Origin of the sequence: Acidithiobacillus sp. AMEEHan (assembly GCF_030996345.1) — a bacterium.
In the GTDB taxonomy this organism is placed as follows: Bacteria; Pseudomonadota; Gammaproteobacteria; order Acidithiobacillales; family Acidithiobacillaceae; genus Igneacidithiobacillus.
Map to the genome: position 1 here is coordinate 1288286 of NZ_CP118747.1, position 15423 is coordinate 1303708.

The window sequence follows — 15423 nt, forward strand, 5'->3', positions numbered from 1 at the left end:
GCGTATGCTGGCTGACGTTGCCGGCGCTGCCCCGATCGGACCGCTCGCCACCGCACCAGAAGTCCCGAAAGAGCCATTCATAGGGAACCCAGCAGCACGAAGAGGGCGTGGATGAGCAGTCCGAGCAGCAGACCCACCACCGTGCCATTGATACGAATGTATTGCAGATCGCTGCCAATACCTTCCTCCAGGACACGGATCATGTCTGCCATTGGCCAGGCGCGGATGGTATCTTCGATATGCTTGGTGAAGCTTTCCTGTACCGTGGGTAGCAGGCGGCGCGCGCTTTCTTCCACGTAGCCGTCGATCGCTTGGCGCAGCTGTGGCTGGGTATCGAGCAAGTCGCCAAACCAGCCTGCGCCCTTGTGCAAGAGCTGTCGACTGCGCGACGGGGACGCCTGCAGGTCCTGCAACAGCCATTGCTGCAGGTCGTTTACCACTCGGGCTACGTAATCGCGCGCCGCCGGATGCGCGAGCAGCCCTTCCTGCCAGCGGCGGATGCGTGCCTGCAGCCTCTGATCCTGCTGTAGGCGCAGGAGACTTTCTTGGAGCCAACGATCGAAGGCCTGGCGCTTGGGGTGTTCGGGGTCCTGATGGATCTCGCTCAAGGTTTCCTGTGCCGCGCGCACCAGATTGCGGGCGAGATTGCGACTGAGGGTGGCGGGGTCGACGACCGCGCCGAGCCAGGAAAACAGCGTGGGATAGGCGCGTTGCAGCAGTCTCTCGATTTGCTCCGCCAATTCTTCTTGCACGCTTTCCTGCGTGAGCCAGTCATCGAGGCGGGCGATGGCGTCGCTGAGCAGGGCCTGGTGGCGGCCATCTTCCGTCAGGAGTTGCAGAAGCTGTGCCGTCCAGCGCGACAAGTCCAGTTGCCGTAGCTGTGCCCCCAGACTCTTGGCGAGACTCTGACGCAAGGGCTCCAGTTGCGCCAGTTGCAGGGCGCGATAGACGAGCTGTTGCACCTGTTCGGCAAAAAGCGCGCGATTTTTCGGTCGACGTAGCCAGGAAGCCAGTCCACTTGCCAGGGAATAACGTTGGACGAGGCGTAAGATGGCGTCTTCCTGCAGAAAATGCTCGCGGATGAACTCCGCCAAACGCTGCGCCAACTGGTCCCGCCGGCGTGGCAGGATGGCGGTGTGCGGGAAGGGAATTCCCAGGGGATGGCGGAACAACGCTACCACTGCGAACCAGTCGGCAAGGGCGCCGACCATGGCCGCCTCGCTAGCGGCTAGCAACCAAGCGTAGGCCCCTTGCCCATTCTCCAAAGAGGCCCAGACAAAAAGCGCGAAGGCGAGCAGGAGAAGGGCGAGTGCCCAGCGTCGATTCCGGCGCAAGCGTTTGCTGGAAGTCTGACTTTGCATGCGCCAAGCATAGCACTGTCCTCTCTTGCCCGGGCATTGGCCTTTCTGTCATTGTGAGCGGGAGCAGACAGGAGCAGGGAATGGAAACGGAAATCCAGCTGGAAAGCGACTTCGCCGAACGATTGCAGGGGCTCTATAGCGAGTGGCAGGCCGCTGTCATCCCCGAGCCCAAGCTCCTGCTCCTGAACGAGGGCTTGGCCACACGACTGGGCTTGTCGGTGGCGACGCTGCGTGCCGAGGGCGCGGCACTCTTCTCCGGGCAACGTCTGGCCTCTGGCAGCCGCCCGGTTGCCCAGGCCTACGCTGGCCACCAATTTGGCGTCTTCAATCCGCAACTTGGCGATGGCCGCGCGTTGTTGCTGGGCGAAATCCGCGATCCCCAGGGTAACCTCTGGGACCTGCACCTGAAGGGCTCCGGACGTACCCCTTTCTCCCGCGGTGGTGACGGCAAGGCCGCGCTCGGGCCGATGCTGCGCGAGTACGTCATCGGCGAAGCCCTGCATGCCTTGGGCATTCCGAGCACTCGCGCGCTGGCGGTCGTCGCCACCGGCGAGGCGGTGCAGCGCGAGCAGCCGCTGCCAGGGGCGATCCTGGCGCGAGTGGCATCCAGTCATCTGCGCGTGGGTACCTTTCAATTTGTTGCCGTGCGCGAGCAGGAGGACTTGCTGCGTCGCCTCGCCGACTATGCCATCGCGCGCCACTATCCCGAACTCTCCGAGCTGTCCGGCGGTGAGCGCTATCTCGGCTTTGTCGATGCAGTCATGCAGCGGCAGGCAAGGCTCATCGCGCAATGGATGGGGGTGGGCTTCATTCACGGCGTCATGAATACCGATAACATGAGTATCGCCGGGGAGAGCATCGATTTTGGCCCTTGTGCGTTTATGGATGCTTACGATCCGGGCACGGTGTTCAGCTCCATCGACCAGAATGGCCGCTATGCCTATGGCGAGCAGCCACGGATCGGGCAGTGGAATCTGGTGCGGCTGGCGGAATGTCTGGTGCCGCTGGTGGACGACGATGTCGACCAGGCCATTGCTCGCCTCACGCAGACCTTGCAGCGCTTTCCCCAGCTCTATCAGCAGTCCTGGCGGGAGATCTTTGCCCAGAAACTCGGGATTACAGAGGTCAGCGAAGAGGATGACGCGCTGATGGAGGACTTCCTGCTGCTGCTGCATCAAGAGCACGCGGATTTCACCCTCGCTTTCCGCAGTCTGGCGGCAGCCCTGCAGGGCATGGACCCAGCGCAGCGGGAGCGTTTCGGGATTCCCGCGATCCCGGAGAGCTGGTCCCCCTGGCATGCGCGTTGGCTCGCTCGTTTGGGCGATGCCCGTCCCCATGCCGCTGTGGCTGCTGCCATGGATGCGGTCAATCCGCTCTACATCCCGCGTAACCATCAGGTGGAAATCGCCTTGGCCGCGGCCAGTCAGGGCAACGATTCCCGTCCCCTGGAAAAGCTCCTCGCCGTCCTTGCCGATCCTTACCGCGCCCGCCCCGAGTATCTCCCCTACAGCGAACCAATGCCCGGCAGCTTCGGACCGTACCGCACTTTTTGTGGCACCTGAGGGTCCGCGAATGTTTCGCTTACCCGATCCTCTACTCGCGTTGGGGCAGCAACTGCCGTGGCGAGGGGATCCGCAGCTGCCTTGCCAGCCCCTTGTCCCCCTCGTATCATGGCGATTTGAAAGGAAGTCTGGGAAGCGAACTTGCGGCATCTCTACATCAAAACCTTTGGCTGTCAGATGAACGAGTACGACTCGGAGCGCATGGCCGAGCTGCTGGCGCGCAGTCACGGCATGAAGCTCGTCGAGACTCCAGAGGCGGCGGATCTTCTCATCCTCAATACCTGCTCCATCCGTGAAAAGGCGGAGGACAAGGTCTATACCCAACTCGGTTTTTGGCGCCCACTGAAAGAGCGCGAGCCCCAGCCCTTGATCGCTGTGGGCGGTTGTGTCGCCAGCCAGGAAGGTGAGCGTCTGCGTCGGCGGGCGCCTTTTGTCGATATCGTCTTTGGGCCGCAGACCCTGCATCGCTTGCCGGACCTGCTTGATGCCCGCTTGGCGGAACGGCAGCCGCAGATGGACCTGAGTTTTCCCGAACTGGAAAAGTTCGACCGCCTGCCGGAGCGGCCGGGAAGGCAGGGTGCGACCGCCTTTGTGACCGTACAGGAGGGCTGCGACAAGTTCTGCACTTTCTGTGTCGTTCCCCACACCCGCGGGCGTGAATATAGCCGGCCGCTGCCGGAGATCGTGCGTGAGGTGCGCCAGCTGCTCGATCAGGGAGTTGCAGAAATCACTCTCCTTGGGCAAAACGTCAATGCCTACCGTGCGCCTTCTGGATTGATCGGTGATGCCGATTTTGCCGAGCTTCTGCGTCGTCTGGCGGTGTTGCCGGGTCTGCAGCGTCTGCGCTATACCACCTCGCACCCCAATAACCTGGACGAGCGCTTGATCGCCGCGCACCGCGATCTGCCGGTTCTGGCGCCGCATCTGCATCTGCCGGTGCAGAGTGGTTCTGATCGTATCCTGCGGCGCATGCACCGCAAGCACAGTGTCACGGAATACCTCGACAAGGTCGCGGCCCTGCGCGAGGCGCGTCCCGAGATCCGCTTTTCCTCGGATTTCATCGTTGGCTTTCCGGGAGAGACCGATACCGACTTTCAGGCGACCATGGACCTCATCGACAAGGTGCGTTTCGACCAGTCGTTTTCCTTCAAATATAGTCCCCGCCCCAATACCCCGGCCCTGAAGCTGAAAGACAGCGTGCCTGAGCCGGTCAAGGAGCAGCGCCTCGCCATCTTGCAGGCGCGTATCAACCAGTTGGCGCAGGACTACAGCTGTGCCCTGGTGGGCAGTACCCAGGATGTCCTGGTGACAGGCCCGTCGCGACGCAACCCCAATGAGTGGACCGGCAAAACTGGCTGCAACCGTTCGGTCAACTTTGCCGGTCCCCAGGGACTGGCGGGTCAGATGCTGGCAGTGGAGATCACCGAAGCCCTGCCCAACAGTCTGCGCGGGCGTCTGACAGGCCTGCGTGCGGCCTCCTGAGACGCTATCGATGGAGCCTGGCACGTCGGCGGAACACCGGGAATTCATCGCCGAGGGGGCCAGTGCCGCACAGTTGGCGGCGCTGGCGGGGGAACTGGACGCCCATCTCAAGCAGGTAGAGCGGCGACTGGGGGTGGTCATCTCCCAGCGCGGCGAACGTTACCACCTGAGTGGTGAGCCTGCCAGCGTGCAGGCTGCCGCGGATGTATTGCGGCAACTCTACGGGCAGGTGCGGCAGGGACGCTCCCTGAGCCAGCAGTGGGTGCACCACTGTATCCAGGCCACGCGCCTGGAAGCGGAAAGCGACGATGGCGGCGCGCAGGTGGCGGGGGTCCTGACCCGCAAGGGCTGGATCAATGGCCGCGGGCCGCGGCAGCGGCGCTACCTGCAGGCCATCCGCGAGCATGATCTGACGTTCGGTATCGGTCCGGCAGGTACCGGCAAGACCTATCTGGCGGTCACGGCCGCCGTCGAGCAGCTCGACAAACAGCAGGTGCAACGTCTGGTCCTGGTGCGGCCAGCAGTGGAAGCGGGAGAGCGCCTCGGCTTTCTGCCTGGAGGGCTCGCGGAAAAGGTCGATCCCTATCTGCGCCCGCTCTACGATGCCCTCTACGAGATGCTCGGTTTTGAGAAGGTGGCCAAGCTGATGGAACGGCAGATCATCGAGGTGGCGCCCCTGGCCTACATGCGCGGCCGCACCCTCAACGAATCCTTCATCATCCTCGACGAGGCGCAGAACACGACGCCAGAACAAATGAAGATGTTTTTGACGCGCATGGGTTTTGGTGCCAAGGTGGTGATCACCGGTGACGTCACTCAGGTGGATCTGCCGCGTGGACAGCCCTCGGGTCTGGTCCAGGCCATCGACATCCTCAACGGCGTTGAAGGGGTATCGATGAGCTTTTTTCATAGTGCCGATGTCGTGCGTCATCCCCTGGTGGCACGGATCGTTCAGGCCTATGACCGCGGGAATGCCCCCGCATGAGCGCTCCACGCTTCCTCCTGCGGATGCAGTTGAGCCCGGAGTTGACCGCTGCGGAACGCGCAGGGATTCCTTCCCGGCGTGCGTTGCGTGCTGCCCTCGCCTTGGCCCTGATGGATTGTGACGCAGACGCACAGCGTCTGGAGATTTCGTTGCAATTTATGGGCAGTAGCGAGATCGCCGCGCTCAATGGGCAGTTCCGGCAGCGGCCACAGCCCACCAATTGCCTTTCTTTCCCGGCACCGGCACAAGTCTGGCCCGGTCGCAGCCGCCCCTTGGGCGACATTCTCCTTTGTCCCACGGTCATCAGCCGCGAGGCCGAGGAGCAGGGCAAGCCTTTGCGCGACCATTATCGCCATCTCCTCATCCACAGTGCTCTGCACCTACTGGGCTATGATCACCAGGAAGAGCAGGAAGCCAGCTGCATGGAGGCGCTGGAGACCCGTTTACTGGCTCAACTGGGTGTGGCCGACCCATATCGTATCCAAGCAAATGAGTGAAGACCGAAGTAGCGAGCGCTCCCGCGGTTGGTGGGAGCGTTTCACCCAGTCCCTGCGAGGCAATGTCGAGGATCAGGAGGGCTTGCTCGAGCTGATCCGCGAGGCCAGTGAGCGAGAGATCATCGATGCCGAATCGGCGCGCATGATCGACGGCATCTTCCGTATCGGTGAGATGACCGTCCGCGATGTCATGATCCCTCGTGCACAGATGGAAGTCATCGAAATCGACAGTCCGGTAGCCGAGATCATCAGCCGCGTGGTGGAGTTGGGCCACTCCCGCTATCCGGTGGTCGGTGATGATCGTGACGATGTGCGCGGCATTCTCCTCGCCAAGGATCTGCTGCGCGCCTGCCAGCAGGGTTCCACTCCGACGATCGAGGAGCTTCTGCGGCCGGCCACCTACATTCCCGACAGCAAACACCTCGATCATCTGCTCTACGAATTCCGCACGGGCCGTCATCATATGGCCTTGGCAGTGGACGAATATGGCGGCGTTGCCGGCTTGATCACCATCGAGGATGTGCTGGAGATCATCGTCGGCGAGATCGAAGACGAATATGACATCGACGAAGACGTCATGATCGTCCCGCGGGAAGATGGCGACTATCTGGTCAATGCCCTGATTCCTTTGGAAGATTTCAATGCCGCCTTTGCCGTGCGGCTGGAGGATGACGATGCCGACACCCTTGGCGGCTGGGTCAGTCGTGAACTGGGACATGTCCCCCGTGTGGGAGAAAAACTGCGAGTACAGGGCCTGCAGCTCGAAGTCCTGCGCGCTGACCGTCGGCGTGTGCAAAGTTTCCGGCTGACCGCTCCCAGTTCCGCATCGGGGGTGACTGCGGTGGAACGCGATAGCGACTCAGAACTCTAACCTGCATGTCTTTTTCACCGATCCGGGCATGGCCCGCTCTCGCGGCACTGGCGCTTGGTGCCGCCTGGCCCTTGGCCTTTGCGCCCTTTCATCAGGCTTGGCTCGCCTTCGTTCTGTTGGGTCTTCTCTTTTTGCTGGTGCAGCGTAGCAGCGCGCCGCGCCGTGCTGCGGGTCTCGGCTTTCTCTTTGGTTTTGCCGCCTTCAGTTCAGGGGTGTACTGGCTGGCCATCACCCTGCACAATTTTGCCGCTATGGATTGGCCGCTGGCCGGGGCGATGGTGGCGCTGCTGGCTGCCTACTGTGCCCTGTATCCGGCCCTGGCCATGGGCGTCGCCCGACGTTTTTCGCCGGCGGCCCGCTGGTGGCTCTTGCCCCTGTTCTGGGTCTTTGCCGAATACCTTCGGGCGCGAGTGGCGACCGGCTTCCCCTGGCTGGCGGTGGGTTACACCCAGGCCGGGAATTTCCTATCGGGCTATGCTCCCTGGCTTGGCCAATATGGCGTGGGCCTGGCGACGGCAGGGGTGGCGAGTATTGGCGCCTGGGTCATCAGCCAGCGGCGGAATGCCGCAGTCTGGTCGATGGGCGCTTCGGCCATTCTGTTGATCTTTGCCGCAGCCCTTTTTGCTGCCACTGTCCGTTTTACCCACCCTTCCGGAAAACCGCTGCAGGTCCGTCTGTTGCAAGGCAACATTCCCATCACGGAAAAATGGAATGCCAGCCGCATCAACGACATCCTCGAGCGCTATGTGCGCCTGATCGTGGCCAGTCCGCCGGGCACGCAGCTCGTCGTGCTGCCAGAGACGGCCTTTCCCATCTTTCAGACCGAAATTCCGCTGCTCATCCAGCAACTACAGGCCTGGTCTGCCAAATACCATAGCGTGTTGATGATTGGCATTCCCGAAGACGCCCACGGGCGCTACTACAATGCCACGATGGAAATTGATGGAACGGCGCCGATTCGCTGGTATCGCAAGGAGCACCTCGTGCCTTTTGGCGAATATATCCCCTTCCCCAAAATTCTCGGCCCGATCGTGCATCATTTTCTGCCGGGACTTGGTAGTTTTACCCCCGGAGATGGGGCTTCGGTACTGCCGGTGGATGGACAAAAGGCGGGAATGACCATCTGCTATGAGGAGTCTTTCTCTCGTGACGTGCGCAAGGGGGTGGTTCAGGGCGCGACCTTCCTGGTCAACAGCAGTGATTATGCCTGGTACGGCCACAGCACGGCCTCGGCGCAGACCCTGCAGATGGCGGTGATGCAGTCCTTGCAGGAGCAAAAGCCCGATATACGCGCCACCAACACCGGCATCACCTCGGTGATCCTGCCCACCGGACAGGTGTTGGCGCAACTACCGCAGTTCAGTTATGCCGCCCTCAATGCGCGCATTCAGCCGATGGCTGGCGAGACGCCTTATGCACGCTATGGCAACTGGCCCTACCTCGGCCTTTCTTTGCTCCTGCTGTTTTGGGCGCTGCGGCCCCGCCGGGAGGCGCAGTCGTAGGCGCGTCAACGCTGCCAGTGAATGTCGGGCGCGACGATACACAATGCTCCAAGAACGATCAAAAGGGTGGCGATGATCTCCACGCGACCCAGACGCTCTCGCAGGATCCGATGGCCAAAGAAAAAGACGAGCAGCGTATCTATCTGCCCCAGGCCGCGTACCAGGGCGACCTGCGTCAATGCAAAACCACTGAACCAGGCCCAGGAGCCCAGTGCCGAGAGCACACCAACCGGCCAGGCAACGCGCCATTCACGCAGGCTGGCAAGTAGATCCGCGCGGTTGCGGAGCAAGAGCCAGGATCCCTGCAACAGGATTTGTAGGGTATTGGTGACCAGCAGCAGCCACAGTCCCAGAGCCAGGATGGGCAGATGCGGATCGCCGTGCCGGCTGGCGGCGCGCAGGGCGATGGCGGCCAGAGCAAAAGAAAGTGCCGCCGCCAGTCCATAGCGGGCTGCGGGTTCGCGCAAGCCGCGCCAAAAGTCGCGCCGTAGTAGAGAAAATCCCTGTCCAGACAGCAGCAGTACGCCGAGCAACGCCAAAACGATACCGAGCACCGCCAGGATCTGGATCTCGGCGCCGAGGAAGAGCATCGTAAGAATGACCAGTTGCGCTGCTTCGGTCTTGGCGTAGGCGGTTCCGGTGACCAATCCGCGGCTGTGGAAAGAGCGGACGAGAAACAGTGTGCCGAGGATCTGCGCCACTCCCCCTGCCAGGCAGAAGAACAGAAACGGGGCGTCCGTCGCGGCAAAAGGTGCGCCACCGAAACGCCACAGCAGAAACAGCAGTCCGAGAAACTCCAGCGGCAAGGCATACAAATAGCGCACAAAGCTAGCGGCATCGACGCTCAGAATCCCTTTCAGGCGAGTTTGCAGGCCGGTGCGCCAAGTCTGCATGACCGCCGCAAAGAGGGTGACGGGAACCCACAGGGGAATCTCGAGGTGACCAACACGCAAGGGAGAAATCAGCATCGACGAAGAGTAGAGAGTTTGCCCATCGCGGTAAATGGGATCAAAAGACTAGCCTGTATTATACTGCAGTGACTGGTGATGGGAGGATGGCGAGCCGTGAAGGTTTTGGACGATGCGACACTGCAGGATTGTTTGGACAATGCTCTGGATTTTCAGAATATTACACCGTATCCCTGGATGCGGATCAGCGACTTCATCCGCCCGGAACTCTTTCCCCAACTCTGCGCGCAGTTGCCGCCCCTGGAGCTGTTCGAGAATCACGTCGGAAGAACCCGCGCCCATGGACAAAAAAGCCATGACCGACTGGCCCTACAATACCGACCATCCCTCGATGCCCAGCTCTCGCCCCTGTGGCGGCAGTTCATTGCCGAATTGCACTCCCCAGCCTACCTGGGTTTCTGGCGCACTATGCTCGGCCTGCGTCCACGTAGCCCGGTAATCCTGACCATGCATTGGCATTACGCCCCGGCTGGTGCCTCGGTATCCCCGCATACCGACGCGCGGCGCAAGATCGGCTCGCACATTTTCTACTGCAACACGACAGATGACTGGGAGGAGTCCTGGGGTGGTCAGACCCTGGTCCTGGCGGATGACTCGGGGCGTTGGCCGCGCCACTCGGCCCCCGATTTTTCCGACCTGCGCGAGGTGGGCGCCTCGCGGGTCTTGGACAACCAGAGTTTTCTCTTCGCCCAGACCGACCACTCCTGGCATGCGGTAAAAGCGTTGAGCTGTCCCCCGGGCGCCTATCGTAAGGTCTTTATCGTGGTCGCCAACCGCCTGAGTGGCCAAGTGCTTTGGCGTCGTATCCGGGGTAAGGACGCAGACGGATATCGTCTGGCGGGTGGGGATCGTAGGGAGCCTAGTAGGTCATCTGGCAGCTATTGATCAATTCACGACCTGGCGGGACAGGTCGAAAGCGGACTGACGAAGCCGCCATTTTTCAAAAGCTTGTGGGTAAACATCCCGACGATCATGGCGACGAACAGCATGACTTTGCCTTTCGGGGTGGCCGAGGATGCCAGCGCCGGGCCGGGGCAGTACCGGCAAGTCCCCAGGCGCTGCCAAAGAGGAAGGGTCCCAAGCACCGAAAAGCTCAAAAAATCCCGTGATCCGTGCTCGGTCAGTCATCGGGATATCTCGCAGAATGGCGAACATTTCTAGTTGATTTATTTCTAATATACATACAAACTAATTCTAAAGGGCGTAATCAAGCCCCTGATTGGAAGTATGGAGACATATTGTTATGGCGAATTCCTGTTGTGCAGTGACTGCAGGTTTTTGCAAGCGGAGGTATTACCATGACGGAAGTGGCAATCAAGACCTTTTTCGATTCCACCACGGGAACCTTCACCCATGTGGTTCATGATCCGGCCACCCGCAAGGCGGCCATCATCGATCCCGTGTGGGACTATGATCCGAAGTCCGGGCGCACGACGGAGTGTTCTCTACGATCCGTTGTCGACCACATTGCCTCGGAGGACTTGCGGCCGGAGTGGGTGCTCGAGACGCACGTCCATGCCGATCACCTGTCCGCCGGTAATTTGCTGCGGGAACGCTATGGATGCAAGATCGGGATTGGCGCGGCCATCCGGCAGGTACAGGAGACTTTCAAGAAGATCTTTCATCCCGAAGAAGGCTTCCAAACCGATGGTTCGCAGTTCGATCGGACCTTTGCGGATGGCGATGCCTTTTCCATCGGCAACGTGCAGGTCTCTGTGCTGCATGTCCCTGGCCATACTCCGGCCGACAGTGCTTATGTGATCGGGAAACACGTCTTTGTAGGTGATACCATCTTCGCCCCGGACGTGGGTACGGCGCGTTGTGATTTCCCCAACGGAAATGCACACACTTTATATCGATCCATCCAGCGCTTGCTCAGTATGCCGGAGGATACCGTCCTCCATCTCTGTCACGATTATCCGCCGGAGGGGCGCGAACCGCGTGCGGAGTGGACCGTGGCCGAAGAGCGTGCCGGTAATATTCATGTGCACGACGGCGTCAGCGAAGAAGATTTCGTCAAAATGCGTACCGAGCGGGATGCGACCTTGGCCATGCCCGTACTGATTCTTCCTTCGGTACAGATAAATATGCGTGCCGGGGCCTTGCCGCCAGCGGAGGCCAATGGCGTCAGTTATCTGAAAATTCCTGTGAACCTGCTCTAGAAAGCCAATAGAACAATGGGGCTGGCCGACGACCTGTGGCGTGTGGTCAGCCTTCGATCCTTGGCCATTGCGGCTCTCAGGAAAGCCTCGGATTGACGGGCAGGTAGGCGAATATCCCGTAGGGGCGCGAATATTGCAAAAGCAATTGTGCCTGGGTCAGTGCCTCGCCGCCGCTCCCCAAAGGTAAGGAAAACCCGAAGCTCGCCAGTGCCCAGGAGCGGAGTTGGGCAAAAGAGGATTCGCTCTCGGGACGCGGCAGATAGACCAGGTGGTAATGGCCACTCCGCAGATGTGCCAGTTGGGCAACGGCCTGTTCCGCCTCCGCCATTCCCCCCAGGCCATCCACCAGCCCCAGACGTTTGGCGTCCACACCACTCCAGGCCCGGCCTTGTGCGTCTTTCTCAGCTTGCGCGAAGGGCAGATGGCGAGCCTTCGCTACCAGCCCGACAAAGTGGGTGTAAAGATGGTCGACCACGGCCTGCAGGGCCTTCTGTTCGGGTTTACCGAGGGGCGCGTAGGGGGACAGTGAGGGGCTATGGGGGATACTGCTGACGCCGGAATAGCCTACGCCGATCTTTTGCAGCAGGCCGGAAAAGTTCGGGACGAGCACGAAGACACCAATATCGGCGGCGATAGTGGTTGGCTCGGCATAGATGCGATCGGCGGCGGTGGATAGCCAATAGGCCCCGGAAGCTCCGAGGGTACCCATGCTCACCACGACGGGCTTGCCCGCCCGGCGCAAACGCTCGATGGCGCGACGGATGGCGTTGGCCGCATTGACATCGCCACCGGGGCTGTTGACCTGCAGGATGACGGCCTTGACTTGCGGCTCATGGCGCAGCCGGTCGAGCTGGCGCACTGTCGCTTCGGCGGCAACCACCCCAGGCTGTTCGATGTCGCCTGGCACCAGCATGCCGTCGATGGGTACCACAGCGATCTCTGGCCCACGCTCCGGGCGTTGCGCGGCAAAGCTTGCATAATAGCGCTGCCAGCCGATGCGCTGGAGCTTCTTCGGTTTTTGGCCCACCGCCTTGGCAATGGCGTCGCGAAAGTCCTCCCGGTCACCAATCTGCGTGATGAGCTTTTGCTTAAGCGCCAACTGCGCGGCGTTGCCCTGAGATTTCTGCAATAATTCGGGAAGATGCGAGGCGTAATTCTGCAGGGTGTCTGCGGAGAAGCCGCGCCCTTGATCCACCGCGCTCGTGTAGGATTGCCACCAGGTCGCCAGCCAGGCACGGTTTTCCTCCTGCGCCGCCGGTGACATGTCCGTGCGGGTCAAAGGCTCCACCGCAGATTTGTATTTACCTTGCCGGAAGGCGTAGACATCGACCCCGATTTTGTCCAGCAGGCCTTTAAAATAGAGGGAATCGCTGGAGAAGGGGGTGATCAGGGCCATGCCCAATTCCGGCAGAAATACCTCGTTGGCTTGTGCGGCAAGCACATAGCTGCCAGTAGAATATTCCGGGGCATAGGCGTAAATGAGCTTGCCCTGTGCGCGGAAACGCTGCAAGGCATGGGCGACATCCAGCAGCTGTGTTAGACTGCCGCCGCCGAATTCCCGCAGGTCAAGCGCCAGAACCCTGATATTCGGATCTTTGGCCGCGTGATCGATGCTGGCGACCAGATGCCGCAGCAGAACATGCTCTTGGGTGGGGTGGATCTTTTGCAGTAAGCGGTCCTGCCAGGAGTTGCTTTTGCTGTAGACCAGGCTCCCCCGTGGTTCGACCCAGAGAACGGAATTTTTGGCGACGTGAATCTGTGGGTGGGAGAAATGCTGAACGATGGCGACGATGATCAGGATCAGAATGGCCAGGGTCAGCAGATTGAGGACCGTGAGACGCAGCCAGTGGAGGACCTTGCCCAGCCACAGAAACGGTAGGAGCAGGCGGCGCATACGTCGATTTCCTTTCGCCACGGGAGAAATTGGTCGGGGAGACAGGATTCGAACCTGCGACATCCTGCTCCCAAAGCAGGCGCGCTACCAGACTGCGCCACTCCCCGAAGCCATTAGGATAGCCGTGGGGAGCAACCTGGGTCAATCAAGACGGGAAAGCTTGCGCCGCAGGCGATCGAGTTCTCGGCGGGCGAGGGCGATGCCGTCGTTCAGCCGCTGCCGCTCTTTCTCCGTGATATCCTTGCCTTTTTCTACCAGCTCCTCGCTGTAGATGGCGATGGTATCGAGCAATTCTTCGACGCGCTCGTTGATACGCTCACGCGATGCCGCCATCCGGTCCCAGGCCCGGTTGGCCTGCTGGCGCAACTGCTCGCGGGTACGCTCGCCGCTTTGCGGAGCAAAGAGTAGCGCCGCCGCGGCGCCCGCCAGGGCGCCAGCAGCGAGGGCCGCACCCAACGCGGCATAGCTCAAACCATTGTCTGTATCGTAATCCATGGGGTACCTCCGTTACGTGATAACCGTGGGGGCCTTGCGGCCGGAAAGGCTTTCCAGGCGAGTCAGATCTTTTCCGAGCGTTATCAAAGGAGCCAGATAGCGCTGTGGATCGCGATGCAATTGCTCGCAATTGGTTTCGTATGCCTCGTGATAAATCCGCAGGGTCGCTCCCGCGGTGCCGGTTCCCGATAGCCGGAAGATCAGGCGGGCGCCGTCGGCAAAAAGAATACGCAAGCCTTGATGCTCGCTGACGCTGCCGTCGATGGGATCGGTGTAGGAGAAATCGTCCGCCGCATGTATTTCGCGGCCCGCCAGCTGTTGTCCGGGCAATACCGGCAGTTGCGACCGTAATCCTTCCAACATCTTTTCCGCCGCCTCGCTCGGTAACTCTTCGTAATCATGCCGGGTATAATAATGGCGACCAAAGCGCTGCCAGTGGGCATCTAGTATCTCGCGCACGGACTGGCCGCTGTGGGCTAGTACGGAAAGCCATGCCAGTACCGCCCACAGGCCGTCCTTTTCCCGCACATGGTCAGAGCCCGTACCAAAACTCTCTTCCCCGCAGAAGGTGATGCGACCGGCGTCGAGAAGGTTGCCAAAAAATTTCCAGCCCGTGGGAGTCTCGAAGTGTTCGATACCCAAGGCTTCGGCCACCACATCGGCAGCCTGGCTGGTGGGCATGGAGCGTGCCACACCATGCAGACCGTTGCCATAGGCAGGAATGCAGCGCGCCTGGGCGGTCAGCACCGCCAGGGAGTCGCTCGGGGTCACAAAGATGCCGCGCCCCAGGATCATGTTGCGGTCGCCATCGCCATCGGAAGCGGCGCCGAAGTCCGGGGACTGCTCGGAAAACATCAGATCCGCAAGCGGCTTGGCATAGACCAGATTGGGATCCGGGTGACCCCCACCAAAATCGGGCAGGGGGATGGCATTTTGTACGGTACCGGTGGGCGCGCCCAAGCGTTGTTCCAGAATTTCCCGCGCATAGGGGCCGGTGATGGCATGCAAGGCATCGAAGCGCATGCGAAAGGAGCCCTGCAGTAGCCGGGACAAGGCGGGAAAATCAAAAATCTTCTCCATCAGATCGGCATAGTCGCGGACCGGATCGATGACGCGGATGCGCGTGCTGCCCAGCTGCAATTCCTGCTCGCGATCGAGATCGATGTCCTCAATCTGTGCAATGCGGTAGCTGCTGATGACCTTGCTCCCGGCCCAAATCTGTTCGGTCAGGGATTCGCTGGCCGGACCACCATTCTCGCCATTGAACTTGATGCCAAAATCGTGTTCGGGACCGGCGGGATTATGAGAGGCACTGAGGATGAGTCCGCCACGTGCCCGGTAATGGCGGATCACATGAGAAACGGCAGGAGTGGAAAAGAGTCCCTTGCGGCCAATGAGCAGTTCTCCCCAGTCATTGGCGACCGCCATTTTGATGATGGTCTGGATGGCTTCGCGGTTATGGTAGCGACCGTCGCCGCCAAGGACCAGAGTCTTGCCCGCGCGATCGGGAATGGCATCAAAGACGGCCTGGACAAAGTTTTCCAGGTAATGCGCCTGCTGAAACACCTTTACCTTTTTACGCAGGCCGGAAGTACCAGGCCGTTGATCGGCAAAAGCTTGCGTTTTGACCGTGGTGATTTCCAT

14 protein-coding genes and 1 tRNA gene are annotated in these 15423 nt (G+C 60.8%); 8 read left to right on the top strand and 7 right to left on the bottom strand.

Translation table 11 applies throughout. The features are described 5' to 3' along the window. Positions 1-77: 77 nt before the first annotated feature. Positions 78-1361, bottom strand: a complete 1284-nt coding sequence (locus ORD17_RS06505) for a DUF445 domain-containing protein (RefSeq protein ID WP_308387493.1) — start codon at positions 1359-1361, stop codon at positions 78-80. Positions 1362-1441: 80 nt separating this feature from the next. Here ORD17_RS06505 and ORD17_RS06510 point away from each other — a divergent pair, with 80 nt between their 5' ends. The 6 genes from ORD17_RS06510 to lnt all read left to right on the top strand — a co-directional run bounded on the left by ORD17_RS06510 (position 1442) and on the right by lnt (position 8260). After that, positions 1442-2923: a protein adenylyltransferase SelO family protein gene (locus ORD17_RS06510; protein WP_308387495.1), complete on the top strand. Its 1482-nt coding sequence runs from the start codon at positions 1442-1444 to the stop codon at positions 2921-2923. Positions 2924-3064: 141 nt separating this feature from the next. After that, positions 3065-4405, top strand: a complete 1341-nt coding sequence (gene miaB / locus ORD17_RS06515; protein ID WP_308387496.1) for a tRNA (N6-isopentenyl adenosine(37)-C2)-methylthiotransferase MiaB — start codon at positions 3065-3067, stop codon at positions 4403-4405. A gap of 10 nt (positions 4406-4415) precedes the next feature. Next, positions 4416-5390: a PhoH family protein gene (locus ORD17_RS06520; RefSeq protein WP_308387498.1), complete on the top strand. Its 975-nt coding sequence runs from the start codon at positions 4416-4418 to the stop codon at positions 5388-5390. Beyond that, a complete protein-coding gene (ybeY, locus tag ORD17_RS06525; RefSeq protein WP_308387499.1) occupies positions 5387-5887 on the top strand; it encodes an rRNA maturation RNase YbeY in 501 nt (166 codons plus the stop codon). Before ORD17_RS06520 ends, ybeY begins: the two co-directional genes overlap by 4 nt. Next, complete coding sequence (locus ORD17_RS06530; protein WP_308387501.1) at positions 5880-6758, top strand: transporter associated domain-containing protein; 879 nt, start codon at positions 5880-5882, stop codon at positions 6756-6758. Before ybeY ends, ORD17_RS06530 begins: the two co-directional genes overlap by 8 nt. 5 nt (positions 6759-6763) lie before the next feature. After that, positions 6764-8260, top strand: a complete 1497-nt coding sequence (gene lnt / locus ORD17_RS06535; protein ID WP_308387502.1) for an apolipoprotein N-acyltransferase — start codon at positions 6764-6766, stop codon at positions 8258-8260. A 5-nt stretch (positions 8261-8265) separates the two neighbouring features. On the opposite strand, the gene ORD17_RS06540 is transcribed toward lnt, so the two are convergent. Further along, positions 8266-9228 (bottom strand): EamA family transporter, encoded by a 963-nt coding sequence (locus ORD17_RS06540; protein WP_308387504.1) that lies wholly within the window; start codon positions 9226-9228, stop codon positions 8266-8268. Between the two features lie 96 nt (positions 9229-9324). Here ORD17_RS06540 and ORD17_RS06545 point away from each other — a divergent pair, with 96 nt between their 5' ends. Then, positions 9325-10113, top strand: a complete 789-nt coding sequence (locus ORD17_RS06545; RefSeq protein ID WP_308387505.1) for a hypothetical protein — start codon at positions 9325-9327, stop codon at positions 10111-10113. A 5-nt stretch (positions 10114-10118) separates the two neighbouring features. Here ORD17_RS06545 and ORD17_RS06550 read toward each other — a convergent pair whose 3' ends face one another. Further along, positions 10119-10325 (bottom strand): DUF6691 family protein, encoded by a 207-nt coding sequence (locus ORD17_RS06550; protein WP_308387506.1) that lies wholly within the window; start codon positions 10323-10325, stop codon positions 10119-10121. A 201-nt stretch (positions 10326-10526) separates the two neighbouring features. Between ORD17_RS06550 and ORD17_RS06555 the strand changes: the two genes are divergently transcribed. Beyond that, positions 10527-11390, top strand: coding sequence for an MBL fold metallo-hydrolase (locus tag ORD17_RS06555; protein ID WP_308387507.1), 864 nt, complete (start codon positions 10527-10529; stop codon positions 11388-11390). Between the two features lie 76 nt (positions 11391-11466). Here ORD17_RS06555 and sppA read toward each other — a convergent pair whose 3' ends face one another. The 4 genes from sppA to ORD17_RS06575 form a co-directional block, all read right to left on the bottom strand. Next, positions 11467-13284, bottom strand: a complete 1818-nt coding sequence (gene sppA / locus ORD17_RS06560) for a signal peptide peptidase SppA (protein WP_308387508.1) — start codon at positions 13282-13284, stop codon at positions 11467-11469. Positions 13285-13314: 30 nt separating this feature from the next. After that, a tRNA-Pro gene (locus ORD17_RS06565) sits at positions 13315-13391 on the bottom strand. A gap of 34 nt (positions 13392-13425) precedes the next feature. Then, the gene (locus ORD17_RS06570; protein ID WP_308387509.1) at positions 13426-13779 is read right to left on the bottom strand and encodes a YtxH domain-containing protein; all 354 of its coding nucleotides are present in this window, start codon (positions 13777-13779) and stop codon (positions 13426-13428) included. A gap of 12 nt (positions 13780-13791) precedes the next feature. Continuing rightward, on the bottom strand, positions 13792-15423 hold the full coding sequence (locus ORD17_RS06575) for an alpha-D-glucose phosphate-specific phosphoglucomutase (protein WP_308387510.1): 1632 nt from the start codon (positions 15421-15423) through the stop codon (positions 13792-13794).